Source organism: Mediterraneibacter butyricigenes, assembly GCF_003574295.1.
Classification (GTDB): domain Bacteria; phylum Bacillota; class Clostridia; order Lachnospirales; family Lachnospiraceae; genus Mediterraneibacter_A; species Mediterraneibacter_A butyricigenes.
Window position 1 is genome coordinate 2,461,383 of sequence record NZ_BHGK01000001.1, and the last position, 26,989, is coordinate 2,488,371.

Here is a 26,989-nt window from a genome sequence, read left to right on the forward strand (position 1 = left end):
AGAAAGGAAGTCTATGGATATCAAACGGGCAAAACAGGAAATTGAACATACTATACAGGCTTATCTGTCGAAAGATGAGTATGGAGAATATCAGATTCCGGCGATCAGACAGCGACCGGTACTTCTGATGGGGCCTCCGGGAATCGGCAAGACACAGATCATGGAACAGATCGCAAAAGATTTGAGAATCGGACTGGTGGCTTACACCATTACTCATCATACCAGACAGAGTGCGGTGGGACTGCCGTTTATCAAGGAGAAAACTTACGGTGGTAAGACCTATTCTGTGACAGAATACACCATGAGCGAGATCATTGCTTCAGTCTATGAGAAAATGGAGCAGACCGGGTGCCGGGAAGGCATCCTTTTCATCGATGAGATCAACTGCGTATCGGAGACGCTGGCACCTACCATGCTTCAGTTTTTACAGGGGAAAACCTTTGGAAATCAGAAGGTACCGGAAGGATGGGTGATCGTGGCAGCGGGAAATCCGCCAGAATATAACAAATCGGTGCGGGAATTTGATGTGGTGACACTGGATCGATTGAAGAAAATCGAAGTGACAGAGAACCTGGATGTATGGCTGGAATATGCGCATCAGCAGGAAATTCATCCGGCAGTAATTTCCTATCTGGAAGTGCGGAGAGAACATTTTTACCGGATCGAGACGACGGTGGACGGAAAAGTATTTGCAACAGCCAGAGGATGGGAAGATCTCTCGGAACTGATTAAAACTTATGAGCAATTAGGGCTGACGGTAGACAAAGATGTGGTGTATCAATATATCCAGCACTGGAAGATTGCCAAAGACTTTGCAAATTATCTGGAACTGTACTATAAATATCGTCAGGATTACGGAATCGGAGAGCTGCTGAAAGGAAACTGGAAGAAGGAAACCATTTCCAGGATCGCCGGGGCGTCCTTCGATGAGAAAATCTGTGTCATCGGCCTTCTGGCAAGTCGTCTGGGAAGATTTTTCCGTTCTTATGTCGAAATCGATGAAAATGTAACCCGGATCTATGGCTATTTGAAACAGTATAAAGAAAAACTTCCGGAGGAAACGATTGCTCAGATCCGAAGCTACGCGCAGGCAGATTACGAACAGGAATTTAAGGGCGAATTTTTAAGCCGGTCTGCACAAAAAAGCTGGAAGCAGACCTTGTTTATGCTGGAGCAGTATGAAAAGAAAGTCCGGGAAGAAAAGCTGAAAAAAGAGGCGGCATTTGAAATGGTCAAAGCGTGTTTCGGAGAATTACTGGAAAAGAGAGAAGATGCCATTGAAACGGCGAAGGAAGCATTGGAATATGGATTTGATTTTATGGAGGAGGCCTTTGGGGAAAGCCAGGAAATGGTTTCCTTTGTGACGGAATTAAATGCGGATCCGTCGGCTCTTAAATTTATAACAGAAAACGGATGTGACAGATACTATCGTTACAACAAGGCCCTGATGATGGAAGAGTCCCACAGAGAACTGCTTCAGCAGATGGAAGATATGGAGCAACTTTTGGGACAGGGAATCAAGTAAGCCTTTTAAGAAAGAAAAAGCCATGGTATAATCGATAGAGAAAAAGAAACAAAAGCAAAACAGGCAGAAAGCGAGGAAGAATCGGATGAAACTTTTGATTCAAAACGGAACGGTCGTAGATCCGAAAAGCCAGAAGGTTTTCCACTCAGATGTTCTGACAGAGGATGACAGGATCGTAAAGATTTCGGAGAACATTTCCCCGGAGGAAGCCGGAGAGGGGACAGAACTTCTGGATGCGGCAGGGTGTTATGTTATGCCGGGATTTATTGATCTGCATGTCCATTTCCGGGATCCGGGTCTGGAATATAAAGAAACACTGGCAACAGGAGGCGCGGCAGCAGCCCACGGCGGAGTTACCACCGTTTGCGCCATGCCGAATACCAAACCGGTGATCGATACGAAAGAGAAGGTAGAAGAAGTCCACAACAGGGCGAAAACAGAAAGCCCGATTCATGTGATCCAGTTGGGCGCAGTCACAAAGGGTCAGAAAGGCGAAGAACTGGCAGATATTCAGGGAATGGCAGAAGCCGGATGTATGGCGATCAGCGAGGACGGCAAATCTGTCATGAATGCATCTTTGTATCGAAAAGGAATGAAAGAGGCAAAGAAGGCGGGACTTCGGATTTTTGCACACTGTGAGGATATCACCATGGTAGAAGGCGGTGTCATGAATGCAGATGCAAAGGCGGAGGCTCTTGGATTAAAAGGAATCACCAATTCGGTAGAAGATGTGATCGTAGCCAGAGACATTTTGCTGGCAAAAGAAACGGGCGTCAGACTTCATCTGTGTCATTGTTCGACGAAAGACAGCGTGGAAATGATCCGGCTGGCCAAGGAAGAGGGACTTCCGGTGACCGGAGAAGTGTGTCCGCATCATTTTACCTTAAGTACGGATGATATTGTGGAGGATGACGGAAATTATAAAATGAATCCGCCGCTTCGGAGCAAAGAAGATGTAGAAGCTCTGAAACAGGGACTGAAAGACGGAATCATGGATGTGATCTCCACCGATCATGCGCCCCATGGGGAAAAGGAAAAGAACTGTTCCATGAAAAAAGCGGCGTTTGGAATCGTGGGCCTGGAGACAAGTGCAGCGTTGACTTATACAGAACTGGTAGATACTGGGATCCTTACGATCCTGCAGATGGCAGAGAAGATGAGTTATAATCCGGCGAAGATCCTTGGACTGGAAGAAAAGGGAGCCGTGGAAGAAGGAACGACTGCCGATCTGGTGATCTTTGATCCGAAAGCGGAATACGAGATCGATAAGGAGACATTTTGTTCCAAAGGAAAGAATACGCCGTTTGACGGTCGGAAGGTGAAAGGAAAGGTACGCTGTACGATTTCCGATGGACGGGTTGTATATCAGGAAGTGTAAACCGCACGATGAACAGGGCGGGAAAGCAAAGAGAAGCCCTCTGAGGGAATACAGTATAAGAACTACATCATATAAAATAACAACAGATTCAAAGGATATGGGAGGAAGAATACATGATCCAGAAATTGATTGCAAACATTAAAAAGACAAACGCACCGATCGTAGTAGGACTTGATCCGATGCTTTCCTATGTACCGGAGCAGGTGCAGAAAAAAGCCTATGCAGAATTCGGAGAGACGCTGGAGGGAGCCGCTGAGGCAATCTGGCAGTTCAACAAGGAAATCATTGATCATACGTATGATCTGATCCCGGCAGTAAAACCGCAGGTAGCCATGTATGAGCAGTTCGGTGTTCCGGGAATGGCAGCATTTAAAAAGACCGTGGACTACTGTAAAGAAAAAGGGCTGGTTGTCATCGGCGATATCAAACGTGGAGACATCGGATCTACTTCCGCTGCTTACGCAACCGGACATCTGGGACGGGTTCAGATTGGAAGCAAATCTTATGTTCCGTTTGATGAGGATTTTGTGACGGTAAATCCGTATCTGGGAAGTGATGGTGTGAATCCGTTTATCGATGTATGTAAAGAAGAAAAGAAAGGTCTGTTCATTCTGGTGAAGACTTCCAATCCGTCCAGCGGAGAGTTCCAGGATCAGCTGATCGATGGCAAACCGCTTTATGAACTGGTAGGAGAACGTGTGGCACAGTGGGGAGAAAGCTGCATGGGCGAGGAGTACAGCTACATCGGAGCCGTTGTAGGTGCGACCTATCCGGAGATGGGAAAAGCACTGCGTAAGATCATGCCGAAGTCCTATATTCTGGTGCCGGGATATGGAGCACAGGGGGGAAAGGGAAAAGATCTGGTACATTTCTTCAATGAAGATGGACTGGGAGCTATCGTAAATTCTTCCCGTGGAATCATTGCAGCCTACAAGCAGGAGGCTTATGCAAAATTCGGACCGGAACATTTCGGAGAAGCATCCCGTGCGGCAGTAGAAGCCATGGTAGCAGATATCAGCAGCGCCCTGGAGAGCCGCTAGGAGCTGTCAGATAACGGGATAGCAGTGAAAAGGATAATGACGGAAAGAAACGAAAAAACAGGAAAGATTGAAAGAAAATAAAAAGGGTATGAACATGGCAGACAGAAAAAAGGAACTGGCAAAGGTTGTCTCTCAGGAAATGCTGGCGGAAGGGATTTACAGTATGTGGCTCGACACAGATGCTGCAAAGACTGCCAGACCGGGACAATTTATTTCAATGTATACAAAGAACGCAGGAAAACTTTTACCCCGTCCAATCAGTATCTGTGAGATTGACAGAGAAGGCGGAAAGCTTCGGGTGGTATATCGTGTGACCGGAAAGAATACCGGAACTGAAGAATTTTCCGGACTTCAGGTCGGGGATACGATCCCGGTAATCGGACCTCTGGGAAATGGATTCCCGCTGGAAAAAGCAGAGGGAAAACGCGTATTCCTGATGGGCGGTGGAATCGGAGTACCGCCGATCCTGGAACTTGCAAAGGAAATGAACTGTGAAAAGAAGCAGATAATTGTCGGGTATCGGAATGCACAGACTTTCCTGAAGGAAGAATTTGAGAAAAACGGAGAACTTTATATCTCCACAGAGGATGGAAGTGTGGGAACGAAGGGCAATGTCATGGACGCGGTGGCAGCAGAGCAACTGTCCTGTGACGTGATCTATGCCTGCGGACCGACTCCGATGCTTCGCGCCATCAAGCAGTATGCAGAAGAAAGAAACATCGAGTGCTACATTTCCCTGGAAGAGAGAATGGCCTGTGGAATCGGTGCCTGTCTTGCCTGCGTATGCAAGTCGAAAGAAATAGACGGACACAGTCATGTACACAACAAACGGATCTGCAAAGACGGACCGGTATTTTTGGCAACGGAGGTGGAGATCTGATGGGAACAACAGTAGATATGCGTGTGAAACTCGCCGGAGTTGAGTGGAAAAACCCGGTGACAGTGGCATCCGGAACCTTTGGATCCGGGGAAGAATTCTCGGAATTTGTGGATCTGAACCATCTGGGAGCCGTGACAACAAAAGGAGTGGCAAATGTACCATGGCCGGGAAATCCGACCCCAAGAGTGGCAGAGACTTACGGGGGAATGCTCAATGCCATCGGATTGCAGAATCCAGGAATCGATGTATTTTGCAGCCGGGATATTCCGTTTTTGAAACAATATGATACGAAGATCATTGTAAATGTCTGCGGAAGATCCGAAGAGGACTACTGTGAAGTGGTGGAAAGACTGGCAGACGAACCGGTGGACATGCTGGAAATCAATATTTCCTGCCCGAATGTAAAAGAAGGCGGAATTGCGTTCGGACAGAATCCGAAAGCCGCAGAGCAGATCACCAAAGCCGTGAAAAAATACGCCAAACAGCCGGTGATCATGAAATTAAGTCCGAATGTAACGGATATCACAGAGATGGCTCGGGCCGTGGAAGCCGGTGGTGCAGATGTGGTTTCTCTGATCAATACGCTGACCGGAATGAAGATTGATATCAACCGTCAGACCTTTGCTCTGGCAAATCAGACCGGCGGTATGTCCGGCCCGGCAGTACATCCGATTGCAGTCCGTATGGTGTATCAGACGGCACAGGCTGTAAAGATTCCGATCATCGGGATGGGCGGAATCGCCAGCGCCGAAGATGCCATCGAGATGATCCTGGCAGGAGCCAGTGCGGTATCGGTTGGAACGGCAAACTTCGTACAGCCGGATGTGACAGAAGAGATCGTGGCGGGCATCAGAGACTATATGGAACGGTATCATTTTGAAACGGTTGCCGATATGGTGGGAATCGTAAAATAATTCAAATAAAAAGCGGGAAATATTATGCGGGAAATAGAAGAATTACTGAAATTTATTAAGAACAGTCCCAGTATGTTTCATACCATCGAGACGATCTCAAAAGAGCTGAAAGCCGCCGGTTTTCAATATCTGCCGGAGACAAGAGGATGGGAACTGAAAGCGGGAGGAGCCTATTACACGACCAGAAACGGTTCCAGCCTGATCGCATTTAAAATTGGAGAAGAGATCAAAGATCTGCATTTTCAGATCACGGCTTCCCACAGTGATTCCCCTACTTATAAGATCAAACATCTGCCGGAGCTTGAGGGCGCCGGCGGATCTTTGCGTCTGGACGTAGAAGGATATGGCGGAATGATCGACAGCAGTTGGTTTGACCGGCCGTTGTCTGTGGCAGGAAGAGTGGTGGTACAGGAAGGAAATCAGATTTGTTCCAGGTTGATTAATTTTGACCGGGAACTGCTCCTGATCCCTAATGTTGCCATTCATTTTAACCGGCAGATCAATCAGGGCTATGCCTATAACCGGCAGGTAGATCTCTGTCCGCTTTTCTCGGCTGGAGAACTGAAAAAAGGAGCGTTTGATGCTCTGGTGGCAAAAGAACTGGGAGTGAAGCCGGAACAGATTCTGGGAAAGGATCTGTATCTGGTGAATCGGCAGGACGGAAAACTCTGGGGTGCGGCAGAGGAATTTGTATCAGCACCGAAACTGGATGATCTGGAATGTGCTTACACTTCTCTCAGAGGATTTCTGGAGGCAGAAAATAAAGAAAGTGTCAATGTGTACTGCTGTTTTGATAACGAGGAAGTGGGATCCGGGACGAAACAGGGAGCACTTTCCACTTTCCTTTCCGATGTACTCCATCGGATCAGCGATGGATGGGATTTGATGAGGAAAACCGGAACAGATTCATCGAGACAGACAAATCCTTTGGAACGGACAAACAAATTGGAACGGGCAAATCTGTCGGCACAGGAACGGTATTATCAGGCGGTGGCGGCTTCTTTTCTGGTCAGTTGTGACAATGCCCATGCGGTGCATCCGAATCATCCGGAAAAGACGGATGCGATCAATTGCTGTTTCCTGAACAAGGGAATCGTGATCAAAGAAAGTGCCAATCAGAAATATACCACAGATGCCGTGGGAAGAGCAGTATTTACGGCAATCTGTGACCGGGCAGGTGTGCCCCATCAGACCTTTGCGAACCGCAGTGACAGTCCGGGAGGTTCCACTCTTGGAAATCTGTCCAATACGCAGGTCAGCCTGAATGCAGTGGATATCGGCCTGGCACAGCTTGCCATGCATTCGTCCTACGAGACGGCGGGAAGCAAAGATGTGGCATATGGAATCCGTGCGTTAAAGGCATTTTATGAAACGAATCTGGTTTTAAGGGAAAATATAATTTCGTTTGAAAAATGATATAAAATCTGATCTGAGATCTGCAGAAAAATGCAAATGCAGGGTAAAAGAAAAATCAGAAAAATGCAAATGCAGGGATAAAAGTAAAATCGGAAAAATGCAAATGCAAGGATAAAGGAAAAATCAGAGAAGACAAAATCAGAGAACGGAAATGATACAGTAGAACAGAATCCAGAGAAACAGGATCCGAAGAACAGAAATAGAAGGAATGAAAGAAAGTATGAAACAACAGCACATGTTCTCAAACCGGATGATCTGCGCCTTGTTGGTTCCGGTGGTGTTGGAACAGTTACTAAATTCCATTATGGGAACAGCAGATACGATGATGGTCAGCAACGTGGGATCGGCGGCAATTTCAGCGGTCTCACTGGTAGATTCCATCAATATTCTGGTAATTCAGGCGTTTTCCGCGCTGGCAGCGGGAGGCGCTATTGTCTGCGCCCAATATATCGGACAGCAGAATCATAAGAAGGCAAATGAGTCGGCAAGACAGGTGCTGTTTATTATCACTGCAATTTCGGTGGCGGTCAGCCTGCTCTGTCTGGTATTTCAAAGACCTTTGCTGCGTCTGATCTTTGGCTCGGTGGAAGCAGAAGTTATGCGAAATTCCAGAATCTATTTCTTCTTTACGGCGCTTTCGTTCCCGTTTATTGCTGCCTACGATGCGGCAGCCTCTATTTTCCGGGCGCAGGATAATACAAGAGGGCCGATGTTGATCTCGATGATCTCCAATGTGCTGAATATCGTGGGAAATGCAATCATGATCTGGGGATTTCACCTGGGTGTGGAAGGTGCGGCTTTGTCCACGCTGGTGTCCAGAATATTCTGTGCAGTCGTAGTGCTGTTGCAGCTCAGAAGAGACCGACAGCCCATCGTGGTGCGGGACTATTATAAAATCCGTCCGGATTGGCGGATGATACGGAGGATTCTGGGACTTGGAATTCCATCGGGTGTGGAGAATAGTATGTTTCAGTTGGGAAAACTGGCGATACAGTCCACGGTGTCCACGCTTGGAACCGTAGCGATTGCAGCTCAGGCGATGACAAATATTCTGGAAAACCTGAACGGAATCGCGGCCATCGGTGTCGGTGTGGGTCTGATGACGATCGTAGGACAGTGTCTGGGAGCCGGAAGAAAAGACGAAGCGATTTATTATATCAGGAAACTGTGTGTTATTGCAGAAGTGATCCTGATCTGCAGTTGTCTGCTGGTATTCTTGCTGGTTCGTCCGATTACAATTCTCGGGGGAATGGAAGCAGAAAGTGCAAAAATGTGTATTCATATGATATCCTGGATCACCGTAGTGAAACCACTGGTATGGACGATGGCATTTATTCCGGGCTATGGCCTGAGGGCGGCGGGGGACGTGAAGTTCTCCATGATTACTTCCTGTGTGACCATGTGGTCCTGCAGATTCTGCCTCTGTGTGCTTTTGATCCGTGTCTTTGGATTCGGCCCGATGGGAGTCTGGATCGGAATGTTTGCAGACTGGACACTTCGCGGCATCATTTTCAGCCTCAGATTCCACAGCAGGAAATGGCTGGAACATCAGGTGATTTAAAGAAAAACTGGTTATTCTGTGTGTGATAGTAAAAGCATATATTCTGGGAAAACCGTGGTGCACGCTGGCATATTGCCTGGGATTTTCTTTTATCAGACAAGAGTTTTCATCCACTGATGACAGCGTAATGTTCATATCATCCTGGAATGTGAAAAGAGAAACTTCGGGTGTGTGGATTTTATCATCGAAACACTTCAAAAGTATCAGGGAGTGAAGTATAATCAGAAATATAAATCAGAAAGAACGGAAGATGAGAAGTTCAGCAGCGAGGTAGAACAATATGAAAAAAGCAGTAATTTTTGATTTGGATGGTTTGCTGGCAGACAGTGAAAGTGTTTCTTACAGATTATACAATGGTTTACTGGAAGCCTATGGAACTGGTTTTTCGATGGAAACATTTATAGAGAACTGTTGCGGAAAGACCATAGTTTCCAATATGCGCTCTATGGTGAAGGAATATGATCTTCCGATTTCGGTGGAAGAGTGTTGCGAATGGATCCGTTCCAGAGAGCTAGATTATCTGGAACAGGGAGTGGAACTGAAAAAAGGCGCAAGAAATTTATTAGTTTATTTAAAAAAGAATTCGTTTAAAATCTTGCTGGCAACATCCAGTTACAAGGAACGTGCGGTTAAGATGCTTGAGTTGACCGGAATCGAAGAGTTTTTTGATGATATGGTATTTGGAACCGAGCTTAAACGGGGAAAACCCTATCCGGATATTTTTCTGAAAGCGGCAGAATATGCGAAAGAACCGCCGGAACATTGCCTGGTGTTAGAAGACAGCGAGGCAGGCGTTCAGGCGGCTTATGCGGCAGGAATCGATGTGATCTGTATTCCGGATCTGAAACAGCCGTCGAAGGAATATAAGGAAAAGGCGACGGCGGTGATGGACTCTCTGGACGAAGTGATCGGGTGGCTGGATTTGACAAATCTTTCGAAATAGAGTATAGTCTGGAATCAGGGAATGAAGTTCTCCCATGGGAAACCTAAACTGCTTTGGATGGCTGATGACTTCTACGATGATTATAATCGCAGAGGGGCATCAGCTTTTTTGCGTATATGAGGAGGAAAATTATGTTAACATCATTATCACTTATTTTTTTGGTGGGACTGGCGATGGGGGCAATCTGCCAGCGCTTAAAACTTCCAAGGATTATCGGAATGTTGGTTACCGGAATGGTTCTGGGGCCGTATGTGCTGGATTTTTTAGATCCGTCGATTCTTTCCGTTTCGGCTGAGCTCCGGAAAATGGCACTGATTATTATTCTGTTGAAGGCGGGATTATCTCTGGATCTGGCAGATTTGAAAAAAGCGGGGCGTTCTGCGATTTTATTATCGTTTGTTCCGGCATCCTGTGAGATCGCAGGATATATATTGTTTGCGCCTGTACTTCTTGGTATTGGCCGGATGGATGCGGCGGTGATGGGAGCTGTTTTAGCAGCAGTTTCACCGGCAGTTGTAGTACCGAGAATGGTTAGCCTGATAGAACGGAAATACGGGACAGAAAAAGCAATTCCGCAGATGATTATGGCAGGAGCGTCCTGTGATGATATTTTTGTGATCGTGTTGTTTACAACTTTTTTGAGTATGGCACAGGGAAAAAGTGCAAATATCATGGACTTTGTAAATATTCCTGTTTCTATTATATTTGGAATATTGCTTGGTGCGTTTTCCGGATATCTGTTATATCTCTTTTTCGAAACGTCTTATGCGCATAAGAATTGCGTCAGGAACAGCATGAAAGTCATCATTGTACTTGGTGTTTCTTTCCTGTTGGTGGCAATGGAAACCTGGCTGGAAGGAAAGATTTCGGTTTCCGGGTTACTTGCAGTGGTGAGCATGGCGTGTGTGATCAAATTAAAATCGACAGCATTTGTCTCAAAACGTCTGTCAGAAAAATTCGGGAAATTATGGCTGGCGGCGGAAGTGGTACTCTTTGTTATGGTGGGGGCCGCAGTGGATATCCGATACACGTTAAGTGCGGGAATCTCTGCGTTATTCCTGATTCTGATCGCATTGGTCTTCCGCGCGTGTGGAGTTTTACTGTGCATGGTGAAAACAAAGCTCTGTTGGAAAGAAAGACTGTTTTGTGTGATTGCATATCTTCCGAAGGCGACAGTACAGGCGGCGATCGGCTCTGTTCCGATGGCAGCAGGACTTGGAAGCGGTAAAATCATCCTGTCGGTGGCAGTCCTGGCGATTGTGGTCACTGCACCGCTTGGAGCACTTGGAATTGACAGTACCTATAAGAGATTTTTGGAAAAAGAAATGAAGAAACAGGCTTAGTGATAAGATATGGTCAATGGATCCGGAAAAGAGGGATACCTGTGCCTGGTGGCGGTTGAATGAAGCGGAAAATTGTGGTAAAAAGGAAATGGAAATAATTGATAGAAAGAAACGCTGGAACGACAGGAGAGAAAAATGGAGAAGAAGCGTAGGATTAAGATTCTGGCAGTCGTGCTGATCTGTGCCGGAGATATTTTATGGGCAGCAGGACTGATCTACTTCTGGAAAGAAAAAGGCATCATACTTTCGGTGCGAAATGCATCTGCCAATCTGCCGGGGATCTTTCTGCAAAATCTGGCAGTAAATCTGCCCACATTGATTTTATTAGGGATGATGCTGTTTAAGCTTCGTAAGAAGTTTGTGCGGGAAATGTATTTAAACATATCCGGAGACTGGCAGAAAAAGGTGGCGGCAGTGTTGCTGGCAGTTTTGGCAGGAGTTACGGTATTCTGCCTGATCACGAAAGAAGACAACTTATGCAAACTGGGGCGAGATTACACTTCCTTATGTGGTGACCTTCGTGACGACAGAAATGTTGGGGCTTGTATGTACAGGATGTGCGTTTCAGATCTTGAAAGAAAGATCCGGAACAATCTGGCTTACGGTTCTGCTCCACGGTCTCATGGATTACCTTGTGGTGTTGAGTTACGCGGTCGGATGAGATATCATTGCCAGAATCATGCATGAAAAACATCGGGAGCTGGGAAGAGAATATAAGCTGGCGGCTCCACCACTGTTCCGGGTATACCAAAGGCAAATTTTCCGATCTTTGAAAGAATGAATCATATGCAGTATCAGATTCGGGATCCGAAAGGTTTTGCGAGTATGCTGGAAATGGTAGTTGAAGAAAATAGATTGCCGGAACTTCCTTTTCTGAAGTAGTGTCTTTTGATCGGAAGGAATAAATCAGAAGGAATAAAAGCAAACCGAAAATAAAACGGATGGAAGTGAGAAGACGTCAGACCTATGAAATACAGAAAAAGAGACATAGCATACTATCATTTACCGGGACTGTTTGAATTTCAGGAACTGTACCGGCTGTTCCTGCCGTTATTTCATGAACACAGAGAATATTTTTATGACTGGTGTGAGATCGGTTCTGTTTATGGTGCGCCGGCAGACTGTATCTGGGGCGGCGGACGTGTAGAATCTGGAGAAAATAATCCGGAAGAAGTGCTGGAACTACTGGAAGAGTATGGGATTTCAGCACGATTGACATTTAGCAATTCGCTGCTTACGGAAGAACATCTTTCAGACAGGAAATGCAATCAGCTTTGTACTTTATTCGAGAGAGGAAACGATCGGAGTGGAATCGAAGAAGAGAAGAGTCTATCAGAAGAAGATTGCAGTGAAATTGAGAATGAACAGAAAAACGGAGTGATCGTTCATTCGGAGTTGTTGACGGATTACCTGAGACAAAAATATCCCGGACTGTATCTGGTTTCGTCTACGACAAAAGTTCTGACAGAATTTCAGCAACTTCTGGATGAAATAAACCGGGAAGAGTTTCGGTATGTGGTTCCGGATTTTCGTCTGAACAAATCCTTCGATTCCTTAAAGATACTTACCGGGGAACAGAAGGACAAAGTAGAATTTCTGTGTAACGAATGTTGCTGGTTTGGATGTAAAGACAGGAAACACTGCTATGAAGCGGTAAGCCGGAATAATCTCGGTGAAGAAGATACGATGCATCGGTGTACGGCACCGGATGCGGAAGGTGGATATCGTTTTTCAAAAGCAATGAATAATCCGGGATTTATCAGCGTGGATGATATAAAAAATATATATCTGCCCATGGGATTTACAAATTTTAAAATAGAGGGAAGAGGATTGGGAAGTGCTTTGGTTCTGGAATTTCTTCTGTATTACATGACGAAACCGGAATACCAGTTACAGGTTCGGGAAGAAATCTATCTGGATAACACACTGGATCTGTTTTGAAAGTTTTAAAGACCAGATGCGAAAAGCCTGTAAATAAAAGGAAGCCATTATTCTGATGGAGAAATGTGGCGGCAGTCGGTATGAGGGATTCCGAGAACAGATCATGTTACAAATGCAGGTTGCATTTACCAGTTATTTTGAAAAATTTATGGGCAGCAGGCCGGATCCGGAACTGATTCGGATTCTGGTTTCTATGAGGCTCCAGGGGTATATGGAACTGATCAAAGGAGAATATTCTGTGGAAGAAAGAGTAAGGTTTGCGCATGAGATCGGCATACACGCCGATGCGGGAACGAGAGCATTAATTCAATATTTAGCAGAGCAAAAAGAAGCCTGTCGCAGATGATGCGATGGGCTTTTTCTATACGGAAACATAACAAATTGCGGATTTGTTATGGAATTGAGAACGGAATTCTGTGTTCGGAATTTTGATAGGTGTTTCAGTCAAAAATTGCAGGAAAATTTCAGAGAGATGACCTGGAAGAAAAAAGAATAAAAGGAAAATGAAGGAGGAAACAAAGATGAAAGAACAGGCAAATTATGGGAACTGGGTGCCGGAGAAGGCATTGTATCTGTTGTTCGGAGGAGCAGCTATTTTACTGGTGGTTGCAGTCGGGGGTGCAAATTGTTTTCGGAAAGCCTGTGATTACAGGGCTTCTGGGCGTGGCAGGCGTGCTGGTGTTGATCGAGGCAATTTACATGTATGTCTGCCATGAGACGTTTGCATTTGGAAAAGGAAATATGATGGCATGGGTTCATCAGCATCTGGTAGATCACCTGGAATGGGATGGAGAAGGAACACTCCTTGATATTGGATGCGGGGCAGCAGCGCTGACGGTCCGGTGTGCAAAAGCATTTCCAAACTCACAGATTACAGCGATGGATTACTGGGGCGTTGAGTGGAATTATGCAAAAGAACAGTGCGAGAAAAATGCACGACTGGAGAGAGTAGAGAACCGGATCACATTTCAGAAAGGAGATGCGGCAAAGCTGGAGTTTGAGGATGGAACTTTTGATGCCGCGGTCAGTAATTTTGTCTTTCATGAAGTACGCACAGCAAAAGATAAACGGAAAGTCGTAAAAGAGGCACTTCGAGTGGTGAAAAAAGGCGGAGTATTTTCTTTCCAGGACATGTTTTCGCAGAAGGCATTGTACGGAGATATGGAAGAATTTGTCCGGGAACTGAAAGCGGAAGGAATCTCAGATATTCATTATATCGGCAATCTGGAAAAGAAACTGGATTTTATTCCGGGATTTGTGACCATGCCTTGGATGATAAGTGGGATGGGAATTATATATGGAAGAAAATAGGCACCCGAAATATATTTGAAAATGTGGTCTGCTTGTGGTAAAATTGTAAAGAATTTTATGGAAGAGAATTGATTCGCAAAACAGATAGATATGGAGGAAGATACAATGGAAGCTTACAAGCAGGAATTTATTCGGTTTATGGTAGAGAGTGATGTATTAAAGTTTGGAGAATTTACTCTGAAAAGCGGAAGAAAGTCCCCGTTTTTTATGAATGCGGGAGCTTATGTGACCGGCTCCAAGTTAAAACGTCTGGGAGAATATTATGCAAAGGCAATTCATGATACATACGGAGATGATTTTGACGTATTGTTCGGACCGGCATATAAGGGAATTCCGCTGGGAGTTGTGACAGCCATCGCATACAGTGAACTGTACGGAAAAGAAGTTCGTTACTGCTCTGACCGGAAAGAGGAAAAAGATCACGGCGCAGACAAGGGAAGCTTCCTGGGAAGTAAATTGAAGGACGGAGATCGCGTGATCATGATCGAGGACGTGACTACATCCGGAAAATCCATGGAAGAGACGGTTCCGAAGGTAAAAGGTGCCGCAGACGTAACGATCGTGGGACTGATGGTTTCTCTGAACCGTATGGAAGTCGGAAAAGGCGGAGAAAAATGTGCGCTGGATGAGGTGAAGGATCTGTACGGATTTGATACTGCCGCAATCGTAACGATGGAAGAAGTAGTAGAATGTCTCTATAATAAAGAGTGCAATGGAAAAGTTGTGATCGATGATACACTGAAAGCTGCAATCGATGCATATTATGAGCAGTATGGTGTAAAGTAAAAACAGGAGGTTTGAGATCTATGGAAAAGGCATATAAAGCAATGACAGCAGCCGGAGCAGCGAACATCGTAACAGGCGTGATCATGATCGTGGCCGGAGTTTCTGCCGGAATCGTGACGATCGTTCATGGAGCAAGGCTTCTGAAGCATAAAAAAGAGGTAATTTTTTGAAACAGAAACAATTGAAAAGGTTGCGGGCACTTGGAAAAGTGCTGTTTGCCGCTTATGTGGTGTTTATCGTCTATTTCCTTCTGTTTTCAGACTGGTACGGAAGGACAGGGGTGACAGCCACGTATCGGTACAACCTGGAGTTATTCAAGGAAATTAAGCGTTTTATCATATATCGGAGAGAATTGGGAGCGTTTGCTGTCTTCACAAATCTCTTCGGAAACATTTTAATCTTTGTTCCTTTCGGATTCTTTTTGCCGATGGGAAGCAAAAGGCGGAGCTTTTTTGTCACGCTGTTTTACAGCTTTGGCTTAAGTCTCTGTGTGGAAATCTTCCAACTGATCACAAAGGTTGGAAGTTTTGATGTAGACGATCTGTTGTTAAATACCATTGGCGGAGTGATCGGATATATCCTGTTTGCAGTCTGTAATATGGTAAGGAGGCATTATGCCGCAGGAAAAAGGAAAAAATCAGGAAAGCGATAAGCTTCGGGAAAAGGAAGCAAAAAAAGAAGAAAGAAAAGAAATACGCCGGATTGAGAAGATCAAAAAAGGGAAAGATAAGCGAATGAAGAGCTATCGCAAGTATGGCAGAGGGCAACAGAAGCACTCCACCATGGGTATGCGTTCCTGTATGCAGGCGGCAGGAGCCGTCCTGCTGTTCGGACTTGCGATCTTTTTTGCATTTCTTCTGCATGGAAATGCAGGATTTACCGGAGCGATGGGAATTCTGGCAGGAGTCTGTGCCGGATTTGGAATCCGTTCCGGAGTCAAGGGATTCAGAGAGAGAGAACGGAATTATATCACCTGCAAGGTGGGACTTGGAATCAACGGAGGGTTACTGTTAATCCTTGTGATTATATTTATTGGAGGATTCTAGGATGGATGAACAGAATGTAAAAGAAAGACAGGAGATCTGCACAGAACGACATCTCCTGGCAAAAGAGAGAATGGAACATATGAAAAAGGAAGAGACCGCCTGCGGAAAATTTGCTGAATATTTCCGGACGGTTTCTTCTTTTCTGACGGATGTGGAAGCGGCATATGAACTGGTGAGAACCGGAAAGTGGAAGACATTTTCTGTGGAAGAAAAGCAGACATGGAATCAACGGCTTTATCAGGATGTTTTACCGGAGCAATATGGAAAAAGTTATGCAAATCCAACGTATGCGGTGAAAAAGTTGGGAGAATACGGACAGCTTTTGAGTACGTTGTACACAGAACTTCGTGGTGCAATTCCTTATGCATTTGAGCAGAAAGAAGAGTATCTGACGATTCTGGAGGAACTGTTTCTGGAGATGTACGGACATTTCGAAGAAGAGGAACAGCCGCTGAAAAAAAGTCTGGAAAAGACATTGTACTGGTATGCCAGTGATTACAGTGACGTATTTCTTGCAGACCGTGTGGCAGAGCAGGTGGATCCTTCCTGTGATTTTGCGGTGAAGATCGTGAAGGAAAGTGATTGGAAAGATCCGTCTTTCCTGTATGATTACGGAGAGTATGTGACAGAAAATGAAATCCGCACCTTGCAGCATTTGAACGGTCTTCCGGAGGAAACCCTGAAGAAAATGGCGGATGTTTACACGGAAGGATATCGAATCGGATTTATCAATACCGGAAAGGACTTATCGAAAAAAGGAAGCGTAAACATCCGGTACTGTCTGGGGTTTGAACCGGTGATCCGGCTAGCGATTGATAATTTTGCAAAAATGGGATTAAAACCGGTTATTTACAGGGCGGCAGTCAGTCTGATCACCAAAAAAGAGCAGTATAAGATCGGATATTATGGTGCGATTGCCAATAAACAGTATGAATACGATCACAGAAGTGACGCGGCATTGATTCTGGACAAGCGTTATGTGGAACGCAAGCTGGAAGTGATGAAGCATACGTTTGAGAAGTACGAGAGTCTGGCTGGAGAGATGGCAGGACCGGCATGCATGGAGATCTTCGGAGAGAAGCCGTTTTCACCGGAGGCAAAATCAGAGGCGGTGAGCTGGAGCGATGCGCAGAATCAGCAGGTACTGTTCTATGACAGTAAGGCCAGTCAGATCACCAATCAGTATATTAAGGGCGAGGAACGCAGTTTTACCATCGTGGCCTATCCAGTGCCGGAGATCGGGGAGAAGTATTCGGAGATTTTTGATGAAGTGATCCGGATCAATACGCTGGATGCTTCTCTTTATGAAAAAGTGCAGCAGACACTGATCGATGCGTTGGATCAGGGAGAAAAGGTGCATGTACTCGGAAAAGGAGAGAACCAGACGGATCTGTGGATCAATCTCTGGAAGTTGAAGGATCCGCAGAAAGAAACGATCTTTGAAAACTGTGTGGCAGACGTAAATATTCCGGTGGGCGAAGTCTTTACTTCACCGGTGCTGAAAGGAACAACCGGAGTTTTAAATGTGGGAAAAGTCTATCTGAATGAATTGCAGTACCGTAATCTGAAACTGACCTTTGCAGATGGAACGGTTCAGGATTATACCTGTGATAATTTTGAATCGGAAGAGGAAAATAAAGCCTACATCCGAAACAATATTCTGCATAATCACGAGACGCTTCCGATGGGAGAATTCGCGATCGGAACCAATACTACGGCTTATGTGGCAGCTAAAAAATATCAGATCGAAGATAAGATGCCGATTCTGATCGCAGAGAAGATGGGACCGCACTTTGCGGTAGGGGATACCTGTTACAGTTGGTGCGAAGATATCCGCGTCTATAATCCGAGTGGAAAGGAAATAGTTGCGAAAGACAATGATTTCTCTCTTTTGCGCAAAGAAAATGTCGAAAAAGCCTACTTCCACTGTCATACAGATATTACTATACCTTATGAAGAGTTAGAAGAAATAAGTGTAGTGACAAAGAATGGGAACCATATTATACTATTAAAGGACGGAAGATTCGTACTTCCGGGTACTGAGGTGTTAAATGAACCCTTAAAAGAACTGACAGATTAGGACGAAAGAAAGGTGGAAAAGACATGCCGAAAGTTGGAATTGTAATGGGAAGTGACTCGGATTTAAAAGTCATGAGCAAAGCGGCAGACACTCTGACAAAGTTTGGAATCGATTTTGAGATGACGATCATCTCAGCGCATCGGGAACCGGATGTGTTCTTTGAATGGGCAAAAGGAGCAGAAGACAGAGGGGTGAAGGTGATCATAGCCGGAGCCGGAATGGCGGCACATCTTCCGGGAATGTGTGCAGCATTATTCCCAATGCCGGTAATCGGAGTTCCGCTTTCCGGAAGCAAACTGGATGGCATGGATGCAGTCTTTTCTATTTTACAGATGCCGCCGGGAGTACCTGTTGCGACCGTTGCAATAGACGGCGGAATGAATGCGGCAGTGCTTGCTGCAAAAATCCTTTCAATTGATAATAAAGAATTGCTCGAGAAAGTGAAAAGTTTCTCTGCGGAGCAAAAAGAAGCAGTTCAGAAGAAAGCAGAAAAGTTGGATGAAATTGGGTATCAGGCATATCTGGAGGGAAAATAAAGATGGATTATAAGAAAGCTGGAGTTGATATTGAAGCAGGTTACAAGTCTGTAGAATTGATGAAAGAACATGTTCGTTCGACCATGCGTGCCGAAGTCCTTGGCGGACTGGGCGGATTCTCCGGAGCTTTTTCTCTGGAGAAGATCAAAGAGATGGAAGAGCCGGTGCTTCTGTCCGGGACAGACGGATGCGGAACCAAGGTGAAACTGGCGATGATCCTTGATAAGCACGATACCATCGGAATCGATGCCGTTGCTATGTGTGTGAATGATATCGCATGTGCCGGTGGCGAGCCTTTATTCTTCCTGGATTACATTGCCTGTGGAAAGAATTATCCGGAAAAGATCGCATCCATTGTAAGCGGAGTGGCAGAAGGATGCCGTCAGTCCGGTGCGGCGCTGATCGGCGGAGAGACGGCGGAACATCCGGGACTGATGCCGGAGGATGAATATGATCTGGCCGGATTTGCAGTCGGAGTCTGTGATAAAAAGGAAATGATCACCGGAGAAACCCTGAAAGACGGAGATACACTGATCGGACTTGCCTCATCGGGTGTCCACAGCAATGGATTTTCTCTGGTACGTAAAGTGTTTGAGATGACAGAAGAGTCTCTGAATACATATTATGACAGTCTGAACGGAACTCTGGGAGAAGTGCTTCTTGCACCGACCCGGATTTATGTGAAGGCGTTAAAGGCATTGAAAGATGCGGGTATCAAAGTGAAAGCATGCAGCCATATTACAGGCGGTGGCTTCTATGAAAATATTCCAAGAATGTTGATTGAGGGAACCCATGCAGTTGTGGAGAAGAACAGCTATCCGGTACCTCCGATCTTTGATCTGCTTTCAAAAGAAGGCCAGATCGAAGATCAGATGATGTACAATACCTTCAATATGGGGCTGGGAATGGTTCTGGCAATTGATCCGGCAGATAAGGATCAGACACTGGAGGTCTTGGAGAAAGCCGGAGAGTCTGCATACGTGGTTGGTAAGATCGAAGCCGGAGAAAAGGGAGTGACCTTATGTTAAGAGTGTTAGTCTGTGTTTCCGGTGGAGGAACCAATCTCCAGGCGATCATTGATGCGGTGGAAAACGGAACCATCACCAACACAAAGCTGGTTGGGGTTCTGAGCAACCAGCCCAAGGCCTATGCGCTGGAACGTGCGAAGACACACGGGATTCCGGGAGCTTGCGTTTCCAGAAAAGATTTCGGGACGAAAGAGGCATTTCAGAAGAAATTCTTAGAGACGATCGATGGATTTGAGCCGGATCTGATCGTACTGGCAGGCTTTCTTGTGGTATTGCCAAAAGAACTGATCGAGAAATATGAGAACCGTATCATCAACATTCATCCATCCCTGATCCCGTCTTTCTGCGGGAAAGGGTTCTATGGACTGAAAGTTCATGAAGAGGCATTGAAACGTGGAGTCAAAGTGACAGGCGCAACAGTACATTTTGTGGATGAGGGTACCGATACCGGTCCGATCCTGATCCAGAAAGCCGTGGAAGTTCAGGAAGGTGATACACCGGAAATTCTGCAGCGAAGAGTGATGGAAGAAGCGGAATGGAAGATCCTGCCGCGGGCAATCGATGAGATTGCAAACGGAAAGATTCTGTTGGGAAAGGAGCAGGCATTATGAAAGTACTGATTGTAGGAAGCGGTGGAAGAGAGCATGCAATCGCAACAAGCGTTGCAAAAAGTTCTAAAGTAGAGAAGATATATTGTGCACCGGGAAATGCGGGAATCGCGGCACTGGCGGAATGTGTGGAGATTCAGGCAATGGATTTTGAACGCCTGGTCGCATTTGCAAAGGAAGCTCAGATTGATCTGTGTATTGTGGGAATGGACGATCCGCTGGTAGGCGGACTGGTGGATGAGATGGAAGCCGCCGGAATCCGTACCTTTGGACCGAGAAAAAATGCGGCAATCCTGGAGGGATCCAAAGCATTTTCCAAAGATTTGATGAAGAAATACAACATTCCGACTGCTCAGTATGAGAATTTTACAGATCCGAAGAAAGCCATCGAGTATCTGGAGATGGAAGCAAAATTCCCAATCGTCTTAAAAGCAGACGGACTGGCACTGGGAAAGGGAGTGCTGATCTGTCAGGATCTGGAAGAGGCAAAAGACGGAGTTCGGACCATCATGGAAGATAAGAAATTCGGAACAGCAGGAAATACCATGGTCATCGAAGAATTCATGACCGGCAGGGAAGTATCCGTACTATCTTTTGTGGATGGAAAGACCATCAAACCCATGACTTCGGCACAGGACCACAAACGGGCAGGAGACGGGGATACCGGGCTGAATACCGGAGGAATGGGAACTTTTTCCCCGAGTCCTTTCTATACAAAAGAAGTGGATGAGTTCTGCGAAAAATATATTTATCAGGCAACCGTTGATGCGATGGCAAGCGAAGGCCGTCCGTTTAAGGGAATTATTTTCTTCGGACTGATGCTGACAGAAGAAGGCCCAAAGGTTCTGGAATATAACGCCAGATTCGGAGATCCGGAAGCACAGGTAGTTCTGCCGAGAATGAAAAATGATCTGATCGATGTGATCGAGGCATGCATCGACGGCAATCTGGATCAGGTGGATCTTCAGTTTGAAGACAATGCGGCAGTCTGCGTGGTACTGGCGTCAGACGGATATCCGGTATCTTATGAGAAAGGCTATCCGATCAAAGGTCTGGATCGTTTTGATTCAGAAGAAGGTTATTACTGTTTCCACGCCGGCACAAAGTTTGATGAAAAAGGTCAGATTATGACCAACGGAGGTCGTGTTCTTGGCGTGACTGCTACGGGAAAAGATTTAAAAGAAGCCAGAGCCAATGCATACAAAGCGACGGAATGGGTAGAATTTGACAACAAATACATGCGCCATGACATCGGAAAAGCGATTGACGAGGCACTGTAAGAAGATAAACAGAGAACAGAAAAACTCAGGAAAAGAATATGAAATAAATACCTGCAACTGTGGGAAAACTAAACTACAGTTGTGGGTATTTTTTAATTGCGAAACATACAGATTTGATCTATCTTTTACGGGAAGAGAGAAGGGAATACAAGCTTGCTCTATAAGACCATTTTTAGTTTGGAAATCGCTTGCAATTGAAATTTAGGGGAGCACGCTATATAATAAAATAGGTTAAGAACGAGATTTAATGGAGGAAAACGATGGAAATAAAAGACGTAACGGCATATGAAGTCCTGGAAGAACGAAATCTGGAAGGAATCCATTCCAAAGGCTGGCTTCTGCGCCACAAAAAAAGCAAGGCAAGAGTCCTGCTGATTTCAAATGATGATGAGAATAAAGTGTTTAATATCGGATTTCGGACGCCACCGGCGGACAGTACCGGACTGCCGCATATTCTGGAACACTCCGTACTGTGTGGCTCCAGAGATTTTCCAGTGAAGGACCCGTTTGTGGAACTGGTAAAAGGATCCTTAAACACCTTTTTAAATGCCATGACTTATCCGGATAAGACGGTGTATCCTGTGGCAAGCTGTAACGATGCAGACTTCCAGAATCTGATGCATGTCTATATGGATGCGGTCTTTTATCCGAATATTTATCAGCACTCTGAGATTTTCCGTCAGGAAGGCTGGAGTTATAAGCTGGAAGAGTCGGATGGAAAGCTGGAATACAACGGTGTGGTTTACAATGAAATGAAAGGTGCATTCTCTTCACCGGAAGGGGTGTTGGATCGCGTGATCCTGAATTCCCTGTTCCCGGACACCTGTTATGCCAATGAATCCGGCGGAGATCCGGAAGATATTCCAAGTCTGAGCTATGAACAGTTCCTGGAATTCCATCGGACGTATTATCATCCGTCCAACAGTTATATCTATCTCTATGGGGATATGGATATGGCAGAAAAGCTGATCTGGCTGGATGAAAATTATCTGAGCCATTTTGAAGAACTGGAGATTAATTCGGAAATTAAGTTGCAAAAACCATTCAAGCAAATGCTGGATATTTCCAGAAAATATTCCATAGCAAGCAATGAATCTGAGAAGGAGAATACTTATCTTTCTTATAATAAAGTCATCGGAACCAGTCTGGATGAAAAACTGTATCTGGCATTTGAAATCCTGGACTATGCATTGTTGTCCGCACCGGGAGCACCGCTTAAGAAAGCTCTGATCGATGCGGGAATCGGAAAAGATGTGATGGGTTCCTATGACAACGGAATCAGACAGCCGATCTTCTCTGTGATTGCCAAAAATGCGGATGCGTCCCAGAAGGAAGAATTTGTACAGGTTATCGAAAATACATTGAAAGAGATTGTGAAAAACGGAATCGATCAGAAAGCTCTGGCAGCCGGAATCAACTATAACGAATTTCGGTTCAGAGAGGCAGATTTTGGCGGCTATCCGAAGGGACTGATGTATGGACTGCAGATCTTCGACAGTTGGCTGTATGATGATACAAAGCCATTTATTCATATGGAGGCACTGCCTACCTTTGAGTTCCTGAAAGAGCAGATTCCGAAGGGATATTTCGAACAGTTGATTCAGACCTGGCTTCTTGACAATACCCATGGAGCGATCGTTATGATCGAGCCGGAAAAAGGAAGAACAGCCAGAATGGATCGGGAGCTGCAGGAAAAACTGGACGCATATAAAGCAGGACTCTCCAAAGAAGAAGTCGAGAAACTGGTGGCAGATACAAAAGAACTGAAAGAATATCAGGAAGCAGAGGAACGCCAGGAAGACCTGGAGCGGATTCCGGTACTGGCCAGAGAAGATATCAGCCGGGAAGTGGCTCCGGTATATAATGAAAAAAAGAAGATCGTGACAGAGAGCGGAAAAGAGATTCCGTTGATCTATCATCCGGTTGAGACAAACGGAATCGGTTATCTGAGTCTGTTCTTCTCTCTGGCAGATGTAAAAGAAGAAATGCTTCCGTATGTGGGAATTCTTCAATCGGTATTGGGCGTGATCGACACGACCAATTATGATTACGGAGAACTGTTCAATGAAATCAATGTACACACCGGCGGAATCGGAACTTCTCTGGAAGTATTTACGGATGTGACAAAAGCGAAGGAGCGTGCCTTTGCACCTTATATCGAAGTAAAAGGAAAAGCACTCTATCCGGAAGTGTCCACACTGTTTTGTATGATGCAGGAGATTATGAAAGAGTCCAGACTGGAAGACGAAAAGCGGCTGAAAGAAATTCTTGCCATGACAAAATCCAGACTGGAGATGCGCTTCCAGTCCTCCGGCCATACGGTCAGTGCGCTTCGGGCATTGTCCTATGATTCTCCGATTTCAAAATTCAAAGACGATACAGACGGAATCGGTTTCTATCAGACAGTGGCAAGAATCACCGGACATTTTGAGGAAGAAAAAGAAACGTTGATTCAGAATTTGAAAAATCTGGTGGCACAGATCTTTACCGCAGATCATCTGCTGGTCAGCTACACCAGTGCGGCAGATGGAATGGATCCGGTACTGACAGGAATAAAGCAGATCGCAGAGCATCTCTTTGAAAGTGATGCATCGGGAAAACCGGAAGGCGAGATTGAAGAACAGGAAAAGAATCCATTGCATTGTGTAAAGAGAAATGAAGGATTCCAGACTTCTTCCAAAGTGCAGTACGTAGCAAGAACCGGAAACTTTATGACACACGGACTTTCTTACCACGGAGCATTGCAGGTGTTAAAGGTGATTTTGGGGTATGAATATCTGTGGCAGAATGTCCGGGTAAAAGGCGGAGCTTACGGATGCATGACCAGCTTCAACCGAATCGGAGATTCGTATTTCGTGTCTTACCGGGATCCGAACCTGGAGAAGACCATGAAAATCTATGAAGAAATTCCGGCATATTTAAGATCCTTTACAGCAAGTGACAGAGATATGACCAAGTTTGTGATCGGAACCATCAGCAACATTGACCGGCCGATGACACCTTGTACCAAAGGCGAGCGTTCTCTGAATCTGTATTTGAATCATGTCAGTGAAGAGATGCTGTTACAGGAGCGAAAGGAAATTCTGGAGACAACCGTTGAAGATATCCGTGCCATGGCAGATCGGATCGAGGCCGTGCTTTCGGACGAAGAGATTTGTGTCATCGGAGACGAGGAAAAGGTTGCCGCACAGAAAGAAATGTTCGGAGAAATCCGTCAACTCGTGGGATAACAAAACGAAACCAGAAAGGATAAATATGAGAGAAGATTACAGATCCGGATTTGTGACACTGATCGGAAGACCGAATGTAGGAAAATCCACCCTGATGAATAAACTGATCGGTCAGAAGATTGCAATCACATCCAACAAACCACAGACCACAAGAAATCGGATTCAGACTGTACTGACTACGGAAGAAGGGCAGATCGTGTTTGTGGATACGCCTGGAATCCATAAAGCCAAAAATAAGCTGGGCGAATATATGGTTCATGTGGCAGAACGCACCCTGAATGAGGTAGATGTTGTACTCTGGCTGGTAGAACCATCGACCTTTATCGGAGCAGGAGAACGGCACATTATTGAACAGTTGAAAAGAGTGACAACACCGGTGGTACTGGTGATCAATAAAGTAGATATGGTCAAGAAGGAAGAAGTACTGACCTTTATTGATGCCTACCGAAAAGAATATGATTTTGCAGAGATTGTACCGGTATCCGCAAGAACCGGGGAAAATACGGATGAGTTGGTGAAAGTGATTCTGAAATACCTGCCTTACGGTCCACAGTTCTATGACGAAGATACCATTACAGATCAGCCGGAACGACAGATTGTTGCGGAAATTATCCGGGAAAAAGCCCTGCACAGTCTGAACGAAGAGATTCCTCACGGAATTGCAGTGGCAATTGACCGCATGAAAATGCAGAGAAAGGTGATGCACATTGATGCGACCATTATCTGTGAGCGGGATTCCCACAAGGGAATTATTATCGGCAAACAGGGCTCCATGCTGAAAAAGATCGGAAGTACGGCAAGGTATGAGATCGAGAGAATGCTGGACTGTAAAGTGAATCTGAAGCTTTGGGTCAAAGTGCAGAAAAACTGGCGGGACAGCGATTTTATGATGAAGAACTTCGGCTATAAAGAAGACGAGTAGAGAGAAGACGAGTCCGGGAAATTGAGCCGAATGGAAACAGAATCACAGTCGAAGAAAACGGCGAACAGAAAAAATTGGCAGTCGTTTTGAAGTATGACAACCTCATCTTTCGGGAAATCTAATCCTGACGGGAACTATAAAACGCGATGGAAAAAGCGCGAAGATCAGACGGATATCGGACAAGAGATGATGAGGTGAGACTATGGCTCAGACTATGATACAAAAAGACTGGAACTGTTTTGCAAGAACTGGAAAGATTGAGGATTATCTGTGTTACCGTGAGGCGCAGGAAGAGACTTTGTCTGTCACTCTGAGATGGGCAGGCAAGTTGCCGGAAAAATCAAGGAAAATGGACGAAAAAGTACGGTACGGCAAAGGGATACAGGAAGTACTGGAAAATGGCGGACAGAAAGAAGAACAAACGGACAGGGGAACAACGTGACAAATCAGACCATTGTAACAGGAATTGTGCTGTTATCGGCACCGAGTGGAGAATATGACAGAAGAGTCGTGCTTCTGACGAAAGAGCGGGGGAAAATCTCTGCGTTTGCAAAAGGTGCCAGACGTCCGCGCAGCGCATTGGGGGCGGCGGTCAATCCTTTCGCATTTGGCGAATTTACCATCTATGAAGGCAGAAATTCCAATACTCTGGTGGATGCGAAAATTCAAAATTATTTTGAGGAGCTGCGGACAGATATAGAAGGGGCCTATTATGGATTTTATTTTCTGGAACTGGCAGGGTATTATGGCAGAGAGGGAATCCAGGAAGGCGATATGCTCAAGCTTTTGTATCAGACGCTGCGGGCGTTATTAAATACCAGGATTTCCAACCGGCTGGTTCGGGTGATCTATGAGTTGAAACTGATCTGTATCAATGGGGAAGGTCCACAGGTCTTTCAGTGCGTTTCCTGTGGGAAAACCGAGGGGCCGTTCTGGTTCAGTGCCAGACAGGGAGGAATTCTGTGTCCGCATTGCCGGACGGATGTTATGGATTTGCGGACGATGGATACTTCGACCCTCTATACGATGCAGTACATAGAAAGTTCCCCGGTAGAAAAACTCTATACTTTCGTGGTAAAAGAGCAGGTATTGGAAGAATTGGAACGGATTATGAAACGGTATCTGGAAGTGTATATTGACCGGAATTTCCAGTCCCTTACAATCCTGGAAACAATACTTGAAAATTAAGAAGTGAATCGGTATAATGAAAACATTGAAAAA

27 protein-coding genes and 1 riboswitch are annotated in these 26,989 nt (G+C 45.5%); all 27 genes read left to right on the forward strand.

From position 1 onward, the window contains the following. Window positions 1-13: 13 nt before the first annotated feature. The 27 genes from KGMB01110_RS12100 to recO all read left to right on the forward strand — a co-directional run bounded on the left by KGMB01110_RS12100 (window position 14) and on the right by recO (window position 26,956). Window positions 14-1,525, forward strand: a complete 1,512-nt coding sequence (locus tag KGMB01110_RS12100) for an ATP-binding protein (protein WP_119298544.1) — start codon at window positions 14-16, stop codon at window positions 1,523-1,525. A gap of 85 nt (window positions 1,526-1,610) precedes the next feature. After that, window positions 1,611-2,903, forward strand: coding sequence for a dihydroorotase (locus KGMB01110_RS12105; protein ID WP_119298546.1), 1,293 nt, complete (start codon window positions 1,611-1,613; stop codon window positions 2,901-2,903). A 113-nt stretch (window positions 2,904-3,016) separates the two neighbouring features. After that, entirely contained in the window at window positions 3,017-3,943 is a 927-nt protein-coding gene (gene pyrF / locus KGMB01110_RS12110; RefSeq protein ID WP_117603404.1) for an orotidine-5'-phosphate decarboxylase, read from the forward strand. Between the two features lie 94 nt (window positions 3,944-4,037). Next, window positions 4,038-4,823, forward strand: a complete 786-nt coding sequence (locus KGMB01110_RS12115) for a dihydroorotate dehydrogenase electron transfer subunit (RefSeq protein ID WP_119299221.1) — start codon at window positions 4,038-4,040, stop codon at window positions 4,821-4,823. Then, the gene (locus tag KGMB01110_RS12120; protein ID WP_117603405.1) at window positions 4,823-5,737 is read left to right on the forward strand and encodes a dihydroorotate dehydrogenase; all 915 of its coding nucleotides are present in this window, start codon (window positions 4,823-4,825) and stop codon (window positions 5,735-5,737) included. Before KGMB01110_RS12115 ends, KGMB01110_RS12120 begins: the two co-directional genes overlap by 1 nt. Window positions 5,738-5,761: 24 nt before the next feature. Then, window positions 5,762-7,153 carry a M18 family aminopeptidase gene (locus KGMB01110_RS12125; protein WP_119298548.1) on the forward strand — a complete coding sequence of 464 codons (1,392 nt, stop codon included), beginning with the start codon at window positions 5,762-5,764 and terminating at the stop codon, window positions 7,151-7,153. 220 nt (window positions 7,154-7,373) lie between these two features. Then, window positions 7,374-8,714 (forward strand): MATE family efflux transporter, encoded by a 1,341-nt coding sequence (locus KGMB01110_RS12130; protein ID WP_119299223.1) that lies wholly within the window; start codon window positions 7,374-7,376, stop codon window positions 8,712-8,714. Between the two features lie 280 nt (window positions 8,715-8,994). After that, the gene (locus KGMB01110_RS12135; RefSeq protein ID WP_119298550.1) at window positions 8,995-9,657 is read left to right on the forward strand and encodes an HAD family hydrolase; all 663 of its coding nucleotides are present in this window, start codon (window positions 8,995-8,997) and stop codon (window positions 9,655-9,657) included. 8 nt (window positions 9,658-9,665) lie between these two features. Next, window positions 9,666-9,738: riboswitch (Fluoride riboswitch) on the forward strand. Window positions 9,739-9,788: 50 nt separating this feature from the next. Next, entirely contained in the window at window positions 9,789-11,000 is a 1,212-nt protein-coding gene (locus KGMB01110_RS12140; RefSeq protein ID WP_119298552.1) for a cation:proton antiporter, read from the forward strand. A gap of 135 nt (window positions 11,001-11,135) precedes the next feature. Next, window positions 11,136-11,687: a hypothetical protein gene (locus KGMB01110_RS15455; protein WP_243112818.1), complete on the forward strand. Its 552-nt coding sequence runs from the start codon at window positions 11,136-11,138 to the stop codon at window positions 11,685-11,687. Window positions 11,688-11,966: 279 nt separating this feature from the next. Continuing rightward, window positions 11,967-12,941 (forward strand): hypothetical protein, encoded by a 975-nt coding sequence (locus tag KGMB01110_RS12155; RefSeq protein ID WP_119298556.1) that lies wholly within the window; start codon window positions 11,967-11,969, stop codon window positions 12,939-12,941. Between the two features lie 55 nt (window positions 12,942-12,996). Then, window positions 12,997-13,287 (forward strand): hypothetical protein, encoded by a 291-nt coding sequence (locus KGMB01110_RS12160; RefSeq protein WP_119298557.1) that lies wholly within the window; start codon window positions 12,997-12,999, stop codon window positions 13,285-13,287. Between the two features lie 175 nt (window positions 13,288-13,462). Further along, a complete protein-coding gene (locus tag KGMB01110_RS15460) occupies window positions 13,463-13,657 on the forward strand; it encodes a hypothetical protein (protein WP_243112820.1) in 195 nt (64 codons plus the stop codon). Continuing rightward, on the forward strand, window positions 13,584-14,252 hold the full coding sequence (locus KGMB01110_RS12165) for a class I SAM-dependent methyltransferase (protein WP_243112821.1): 669 nt from the start codon (window positions 13,584-13,586) through the stop codon (window positions 14,250-14,252). Before KGMB01110_RS15460 ends, KGMB01110_RS12165 begins: the two co-directional genes overlap by 74 nt. A 105-nt stretch (window positions 14,253-14,357) precedes the next feature. Next, complete coding sequence (gene pyrE / locus KGMB01110_RS12170; protein ID WP_119298559.1) at window positions 14,358-15,038, forward strand: orotate phosphoribosyltransferase; 681 nt, start codon at window positions 14,358-14,360, stop codon at window positions 15,036-15,038. A 20-nt stretch (window positions 15,039-15,058) separates the two neighbouring features. Then, window positions 15,059-15,208, forward strand: a complete 150-nt coding sequence (locus KGMB01110_RS15060) for a hypothetical protein (protein WP_170141724.1) — start codon at window positions 15,059-15,061, stop codon at window positions 15,206-15,208. After that, window positions 15,205-15,690, forward strand: coding sequence for a VanZ family protein (locus KGMB01110_RS12175; protein ID WP_117603416.1), 486 nt, complete (start codon window positions 15,205-15,207; stop codon window positions 15,688-15,690). Before KGMB01110_RS15060 ends, KGMB01110_RS12175 begins: the two co-directional genes overlap by 4 nt. Further along, complete coding sequence (locus tag KGMB01110_RS12180) at window positions 15,653-16,084, forward strand: DUF6142 family protein (protein WP_243112823.1); 432 nt, start codon at window positions 15,653-15,655, stop codon at window positions 16,082-16,084. Before KGMB01110_RS12175 ends, KGMB01110_RS12180 begins: the two co-directional genes overlap by 38 nt. 1 nt (window position 16,085) lies before the next feature. Then, the gene (locus tag KGMB01110_RS12185) at window positions 16,086-18,164 is read left to right on the forward strand and encodes an aminopeptidase (protein WP_119298562.1); all 2,079 of its coding nucleotides are present in this window, start codon (window positions 16,086-16,088) and stop codon (window positions 18,162-18,164) included. A 23-nt stretch (window positions 18,165-18,187) separates the two neighbouring features. Then, complete coding sequence (gene purE, locus KGMB01110_RS12190) at window positions 18,188-18,700, forward strand: 5-(carboxyamino)imidazole ribonucleotide mutase (RefSeq protein ID WP_119298564.1); 513 nt, start codon at window positions 18,188-18,190, stop codon at window positions 18,698-18,700. A gap of 2 nt (window positions 18,701-18,702) precedes the next feature. Next, entirely contained in the window at window positions 18,703-19,728 is a 1,026-nt protein-coding gene (gene purM / locus KGMB01110_RS12195; protein WP_119298566.1) for a phosphoribosylformylglycinamidine cyclo-ligase, read from the forward strand. Beyond that, window positions 19,722-20,339, forward strand: a complete 618-nt coding sequence (purN, locus tag KGMB01110_RS12200; RefSeq protein ID WP_117603420.1) for a phosphoribosylglycinamide formyltransferase — start codon at window positions 19,722-19,724, stop codon at window positions 20,337-20,339. The genes purM and purN overlap by 7 nt, the downstream gene beginning before the upstream one ends. Then, window positions 20,336-21,616, forward strand: coding sequence for a phosphoribosylamine--glycine ligase (purD, locus tag KGMB01110_RS12205; RefSeq protein WP_117603421.1), 1,281 nt, complete (start codon window positions 20,336-20,338; stop codon window positions 21,614-21,616). Before purN ends, purD begins: the two co-directional genes overlap by 4 nt. 260 nt (window positions 21,617-21,876) lie before the next feature. Then, window positions 21,877-24,846 (forward strand): insulinase family protein, encoded by a 2,970-nt coding sequence (locus KGMB01110_RS12210; RefSeq protein WP_119298568.1) that lies wholly within the window; start codon window positions 21,877-21,879, stop codon window positions 24,844-24,846. 25 nt (window positions 24,847-24,871) lie between these two features. Beyond that, complete coding sequence (gene era, locus KGMB01110_RS12215) at window positions 24,872-25,768, forward strand: GTPase Era (protein ID WP_117603423.1); 897 nt, start codon at window positions 24,872-24,874, stop codon at window positions 25,766-25,768. Between the two features lie 202 nt (window positions 25,769-25,970). Then, entirely contained in the window at window positions 25,971-26,210 is a 240-nt protein-coding gene (locus KGMB01110_RS15465) for a hypothetical protein (protein WP_243112825.1), read from the forward strand. Next, a complete protein-coding gene (gene recO / locus KGMB01110_RS12220; RefSeq protein ID WP_243112827.1) occupies window positions 26,207-26,956 on the forward strand; it encodes a DNA repair protein RecO in 750 nt (249 codons plus the stop codon). The genes KGMB01110_RS15465 and recO overlap by 4 nt, the downstream gene beginning before the upstream one ends. The last annotated feature ends 33 nt before the right edge of the window (window positions 26,957-26,989 follow it).